Source organism: Micromonospora sp. NPDC006766 (genome assembly GCF_040636055.1).
GTDB lineage: Bacteria > Actinomycetota > Actinomycetes > Mycobacteriales > Micromonosporaceae > Micromonospora.
In genome coordinates this window covers 62,528-68,527 of the sequence record NZ_JBEYIX010000029.1, presented here as the reverse complement: position 1 = coordinate 68,527, position 6,000 = coordinate 62,528, and the positions used below count along the sequence as shown (strand labels likewise).

At 73.3% G+C, this 6,000-nt stretch carries 6 protein-coding genes; 2 read left to right on the top strand and 4 right to left on the bottom strand.

Features of this window, described 5'->3' with window-relative positions:
- Positions 1-118: 118 nt before the first annotated feature.
- Entirely contained in the window at positions 119-439 is a 321-nt protein-coding gene (locus tag ABZ671_RS21950; protein WP_357861022.1) for an MGMT family protein, read from the bottom strand.
- Between the two features lie 61 nt (positions 440-500).
- Here ABZ671_RS21950 and proB point away from each other — a divergent pair, with 61 nt between their 5' ends.
- Both proB and ABZ671_RS21940 read left to right on the top strand, forming a co-directional pair.
- Complete coding sequence (gene proB / locus ABZ671_RS21945; RefSeq protein ID WP_357861019.1) at positions 501-1,610, top strand: glutamate 5-kinase; 1,110 nt, start codon at positions 501-503, stop codon at positions 1,608-1,610.
- A 66-nt stretch (positions 1,611-1,676) separates the two neighbouring features.
- Positions 1,677-2,918, top strand: a complete 1,242-nt coding sequence (locus tag ABZ671_RS21940; RefSeq protein ID WP_357861016.1) for a glutamate-5-semialdehyde dehydrogenase — start codon at positions 1,677-1,679, stop codon at positions 2,916-2,918.
- On the opposite strand, the gene ABZ671_RS21935 is transcribed toward ABZ671_RS21940, so the two are convergent.
- The 3 genes from ABZ671_RS21935 to ABZ671_RS21925 form a co-directional block, all read right to left on the bottom strand.
- Positions 2,893-3,813 (bottom strand): squalene--hopene cyclase, encoded by a 921-nt coding sequence (locus tag ABZ671_RS21935; RefSeq protein WP_357861046.1) that lies wholly within the window; start codon positions 3,811-3,813, stop codon positions 2,893-2,895. The genes ABZ671_RS21940 and ABZ671_RS21935 overlap by 26 nt on opposite strands.
- Positions 3,814-3,884: 71 nt before the next feature.
- Positions 3,885-5,132, bottom strand: a complete 1,248-nt coding sequence (gene moeZ / locus ABZ671_RS21930; protein ID WP_357861013.1) for an adenylyltransferase/sulfurtransferase MoeZ — start codon at positions 5,130-5,132, stop codon at positions 3,885-3,887.
- A gap of 41 nt (positions 5,133-5,173) precedes the next feature.
- Complete coding sequence (locus tag ABZ671_RS21925; RefSeq protein WP_357861010.1) at positions 5,174-5,974, bottom strand: DUF3152 domain-containing protein; 801 nt, start codon at positions 5,972-5,974, stop codon at positions 5,174-5,176.
- Between the last annotated feature and the right edge of the window lie 26 nt (positions 5,975-6,000).

The window sequence follows — 6,000 nt, the reverse complement described above, 5'->3', positions numbered from 1 at the left end:
GCCGCAGGCGATGCGCGTGATCATCCCGCCGACCGGCAACGAGACCATCGCGATGCTGAAGGCCGGGCGACGCTTCGTCAGCGGCGCCCCACCATCGGGCTCAGGGCCGGCGGGCAGGTCACGGGTCGTATCCCTGCTCCGGTGACCAGGCCGCCGCCGCCATGTCCACCCCGGATGCACGGAGCGGGCAGGCTTCGGCGCGCAGGCGGGTCCGCGCCTCCACCTCGTGCCCGGGTGGCAGCCGCCCGGCCGAGTTCACCACCCGGTGCCAGGGCACGGCGCCGCCGTACCGGGCCATGATCGAGCCGACCAGCCGGGCCGAGGCCCGCCCCGAGCGCTCGGCGAGCGCGTCGGCGACCGCCCCGTACGACATCACCCGGCCCGGCGGGATCCGCTCGACCAGGTCGAGCACCGCCTCGACGTACTCGTCAGGTGTCACGAGCCGTCACGATATGGGAACGCACCAAGGTCCGACGAACCACAGCGCGCAGAATGGTCGGGTGCGCGAAGCAGTCACCTCGGCCCGCCGGATCGTCGTCAAGATCGGCTCCTCCTCGCTGACCACCGCCGCGGGCGGCCTGGACGACGCCCGCGTCGACGCGCTCGTCGACACGCTCGGCGGGCTGGCCGCCGAGGGGCGCGAGGTGGTGCTCGTCTCCTCCGGCGCGATCGCCGCCGGCCTCGCCCCGCTCGGGCTGGCCCGCCGCCCGCGCGACCTGGCCACCCAGCAGGCCGCGGCCAGCGTCGGGCAGGGCCTGCTGATCGGCCGGTACGCGGCCAGCTTCGCCCGGCACGGGCTGACCGTCGGCCAGGTGCTGCTCACCGTCGACGATGTGACCCGGCGGGCGCACTACCGCAACGCCTACCGCACCCTGCGCAAGCTGCTCGACCTGCGGGCGGTGCCGATCGTCAACGAGAACGACACGGTGGCCACCCAGGAGATCCGGTTCGGCGACAACGACCGGCTGGCCGCGCTGGCCGCCGCGCTGGTCGACGCCGACCTGCTGGTGCTGTTGTCGGACGTGGACGCGCTCTGGACCGGTGACCCGGCCCGCCCGGGCAGCACCCGGATCACCGAGGTGCACGGCGAGGGCGACCTGGCCGGCGTCGACGTCGGCGGTGCCGGCCGGGCCGGGGTGGGCACCGGTGGCATGGTCACCAAGGTCGAGGCGGCCCGGATCGCCACCGGCTTCGGCATCCCGGTGGTGTTGACCGCCGCGCCGCTGGCCGACGAGGCGCTGCACGGCGAACCGGTCGGCACCTTCTTCCACCCGAGCAGCCGCCGCCCGGCCGCCCGGCTGTTCTGGCTGGCGCACGCCACCGCGCCCCGGGGTCGGCTGCACCTCGACCCGGGTGCGGTGCAGGCGGTGGTGGGTCGACGCAAGTCACTGCTCCCGGCCGGGATCACCGCGGTGGACGGCGCGTTCACCGCCGGCGACCCGGTGGACCTGGTGGACGCCGAGGGCGCGCCGGTCGCCCGGGGGCTGGTGAACTACGACGCGGTGGAGCTGCCCGGGTTGCTCGGCCGCTCCACCACGGAACTCGCCGCGGCCCTCGGCCCGGCCTACGAACGAGAGGTCGTCCACCGCGACGACCTCGTACTGCTGTAAGCAGGGGCCCCTTCTTAACGCCTGGCGTTGTACAGGGGGCCCCTCCTAACACTGGAGGAGTGCAGGATGAGCGTGGTCGAGCAGGCCCGGCGGGCACGGGACGCGGCGGAGGCGCTGGCCGTCACGACGCGTACCGTCAAGGACGCCGCGCTGCGCGCGATGGCGGGCGCGTTGGTGGCGCGTACCCCGGAGATCCTGGCCGCGAACGAGGCGGACCTGGCGGCCGGGCGCACGGCCGGGCTGACCCCGGCCGTGCTGGACCGGCTGGCCCTCGACGAGGGCCGGGTGGCCGGCATCGCCGACGCGCTGCGCCAGATGGCCGCGCTGCCCGACCCGGTCGGCGAGGTGGTACGCGGCTCGACCCTGCCCAACGGCTTGGAGCTGCGCCAGGTCCGGGTGCCGTTCGGGGTGGTCGGCATCATCTATGAGGCCCGGCCGAACGTCACCGTGGATGCGGCCGGGATCTGCCTCAAGTCCGGCAACGCGGCGCTGCTGCGTGGCTCCTCCTCCGCGGCACACTCCAACGCCGCCCTGGTCGCCGTGCTCCGCGACGCGGTCGTCGAGTCCGGCCTGCCGGCGGACGCGGTGCAGCTGCTCGACTCCGCCTCACGTGACTCGGTCAAGGAGCTGATGCGCGCCCGGGGCCTGGTCGACGTGCTGATTCCGCGCGGCGGCGCGTCGCTGATCCGGGCCGTGGTCGAGGAGTCGACCGTGCCGGTGATCGAGACCGGGGTGGGCAACTGCCACGTCTACGTGGACGCCGCGGCCGACGTCGCGAAGGCCGTCGCGATCGCTGTGAACGCCAAGACCCAGCGCCTGTCCACCTGCAACACGGCCGAGTCGCTGCTGGTTCACCGGGACGTCGCGGACGCCTTCCTGCCCGCGGCGCTGGCTGCCTTCGCCGACGCCGGGGTCACCGTGCACGGCTCCCCGGAGGTCGCGGTCCACTCCGACGCGGTGGTCCCGGCCACCGAGGAGGACTTCGCCACCGAATACCTGTCGGCCGACATCTCGGTCGCCGTGGTCGACTCGCTCGACGCGGCGGTCGCGCACATCCGGCGGTACGGCACCGGCCACACCGAGGCGATCGTCACCGACTCCCAGCCGGCGGCCAGGGAGTTCGTGGCCCGGGTGGACGCGGCGGCGGTCATGGTGAACGCCTCCACCCGGTTCACCGACGGCGGCGAGTTCGGCTTCGGCGCGGAGATCGGCATCTCCACCCAGAAGCTGCACGCCCGCGGCCCGATGGGGCTGCCCGAGCTGACCAGCACGAAGTACGTGGTCACCGGGGACGGGCACCTGCGGTAGCGGCGCGGGGCGCCGGGTCGGCGGGAAGACAGGCACGGATCGCCCGCAGCGTGGTGTGCACGTCGAACTGGTGACCGTCGTCGCTGTCCCAGCCGCCGTCGCTGCGCTGGGTCTCGGCGAGCCGCTTGCGCGCCGAGACCAGCAGCCACTGCTCCTCGCCCACCTCGACCCGGTTCAGGGTGGCGGCGAGCCAGGCCACGTCGGCCGGGGACATCTGCGGGATCCGGTCGGCCAGCACCGCCTGGATCCGGGCCGACTCGTGGTACATCTGCTGGCGGTGCAGCACGGCCGCGGCCAACCAGCCGGCGGGCAGGAAGGACGGCCAGCTCCCGTCCGGGGCGAGCTGCGCGGCGAGCGTCTGCGCCGCCGCCTGCACCACCCCGGCGTACGCCCCGCCGACCCGGGAATCGAGCGGCCCGGCGGCGCGGGCGTCCAGCCCGGCCACGGTGAGCCAGAACCCGGCGTTGGCGGTCAGGTAGAGACGTGCCTCCGGGTCGCCCGGAGTGGCCCACTCGGGGGCGAACCCGGCCAGCGACGGGTCTTCGTCCCAGCCGCCGTCGGACAACTGCCGGGCGGACAGCCAGTCCAGGGCGTGCCGGGCGGCCGGCCGGCTCAGCCCGCCGAGGTCGTCCAGCTCGGCCAGGCGGAAACAGGTCGCGTCGACGGAGGCGACCTCACCGTCCAGCACGGCGGGCCAGCCGCCGCCGGGCGCCTGCCCGGCCTCGGCCGCGTCGAGCAGGTCGGCCGGCACCGGGGCACCGGTACGCAGCCGGGAGAGCCGGGCACGCTCAACCGCGTCCCCGTGCGCCACGACGAAGCCGATAGCGGCGTCCAGATCGACCACGCCCCAGACGCTATCTGCGGAAACATGATCACGCCTCAGTAGCTCGGCCAGGGGTGAACCGGCCCACCGGCGGTACGCGAAGGCCCTCCCGGGCAACCGGGAGGGCCTTCGGCGGCGACGACTCAGTACGCGGGCAGCGACGGGTCGATCTGCTTGATCCAGGAGAGCACGCCGCCCTGGACGTGCACGGCGTCGGAGAAGCCGGCCGCCTTCAGCGCGGCGAGCGCCTCGGCGGACCGGACGCCGGACTTGCAGTGCAGCACGATCTGCCGGTCCTGCGGCAGCTTCGCGAGCGCCTCGCCGGAGATGATGTCGCCCTTGGGGATCAGCGTCGCGCCGGGGATCCGGACGATCTCGTACTCGGCGGGCTCGCGGACGTCGACCAGGAAGACGTCCTTGCCGGCGTCCTGCCACTCCTTGAGCTCCAACGCGGTGATGGTCGAGTCGACCGCCGCCTCCTGCGCCTCCACGGAGACCGCGCCACAGAAGTCGTCGTAGTCTTCCAGCAGGTCGGTGAGCGTCGGGTTCTCGCCGCAGAGCACGCAGTTCGGGTCCTTGCGGACCTTGATCTTGCGGTAGCTCATCTCCAGGGCGTCGTAGACCATCAGCCGGCCGACCAGCGGCTCGCCGGTGCCGGTGAGCAGCTTGATGGCCTCGGTGACCTGAATCGACCCGACGGACGCGCAGAGCACGCCCAGCACGCCACCCTCGGCGCAGGACGGCACCATGCCCGGCGGGGGCGGTTCCGGGTAGAGACAGCGGTAGCAGGGGCCGTGCTCGGCCCAGAACACCGACGCCTGGCCGTCGAACCGGTAGATCGAACCCCAGACGTACGGCTTGCCGAGCAGCACGGCCGCGTCGTTGACCAGGTAGCGGGTGGCGAAGTTGTCGGTGCCGTCAACGATCAGGTCGTACTGGGCGAAGATCTCCCGGACGTTCTCCCGGTCCAGAGCGATGTTGTGGATCTCGACCTGGACCAGCGGGTTGATCTCGCGGATCGACGCGGCGGCCGACTCGGCCTTGGACCGGCCCACGTCGGAGACGCCGTGGATCACCTGGCGCTGGAGGTTGGACTCGTCGACGGTGTCGAAGTCGATGATGCCAAGGGTGCCGACGCCGGCGGCGGCGAGGTAGAGCAGGGCCGGCGAGCCGAGGCCGCCGGCACCGACGCAGAGCACCCGGGCGTTCTTCAACCGCTTCTGGCCGGTCACCCCGACGTCGGGGATGATGAGGTGGCGCGAGTAGCGACGGATCTCGTCTACGGTCAGCTCGGCGGCGGGCTCGACGAGCGGGGGCAACGACACGGTGGACTCCCCGGGATCGGCGGTGGGACCGGGCCATTGTCGCTCGTCACAGCCGGGATCGGCCATGACGAGGGCCACCCAACCCGAACTGCGGGACCGGGAATAACTCAGACTCCATCGGTCGGCTGGCCCTCGTAGCGGATTCCGTCGAGATACGGCCAGGCGTTCGCGACGCAGCCGTCCAGCCCGTACGTCTGCTGTTGCATCACCGGCGCCGGCTCGCCCGGCCCCGGGCAGGCCTGGTGCTGCGCGCCGAACTCGTGCCCGACCTCGTGGTTGATGACGTACGTCCGGTAGACGTCCAGCGGGGCGCCGTAGTCCGGCACGGCGTCCATCCAGCGCCCCAGGTTGATGATCACTTTGCCGGGCAGTCGGCAGGAGGTGTACCGCTCGGTGGTCAGACCACCTTCGGCGCACATCCGTTCTGAAGTGACCGGGGTGGCCAGGTAGATCGTGAAGTCGGCGTCGGCCGCCTCGGTCACCCGCTGCACCCGCAGCTCACCGGAGGCGATCCAGCTGCGCGGGTCGGCGAGCACCGCGTCGACCGTGGCGGCGAACTCGTCGGCGTCCTGCCCGGCGTCCCGCTCCACCTCGATCCGGTAGCGGCGCAGCGGTCCGTCGTACCCGCGTACCGGGGAGCGGCCGTCGGCCGTGGCGAACCGCCCGGAGCCCTCGGTCGGGTACCCGCTGGGCTGCACCGGTGCGCCGGCACCGGCACCATGGGCCAGCGGGCCGCCGGCCGCCACCGGCGGCGCAGCGGGGGGCCGGTGGACCAGGTCGGCCAGGCCGGTCGCGGCACCCACCACCGCCAGCGCGGTGAGCAGGAGCAGGAGCGTACGCCGGCGACGGCGGCGCATCCGGCGCAGCGAGGGACGGACCGGCGCGGCGGAAGGGGACGACGAGGCCATGACACCAGCGTGCCATGCAATTCGGG

Bases quoted from the DNA above. Each gene is read 5' to 3' on its own strand.
- ABZ671_RS21925 (WP_357861010.1), bottom strand. From the start codon at position 5,974: ATGGCCTCGTCGTCCCCTTCCGCCGCGCCGGTCCGTCCCTCGCTGCGC.
- ABZ671_RS21940 (WP_357861016.1), top strand. From the start codon at position 1,677: ATGAGCGTGGTCGAGCAGGCCCGGCGGGCACGGGACGCGGCGGAGGCG.
- moeZ (WP_357861013.1), bottom strand. From the start codon at position 5,132: ATGGCCGATCCCGGCTGTGACGAGCGACAATGGCCCGGTCCCACCGCC.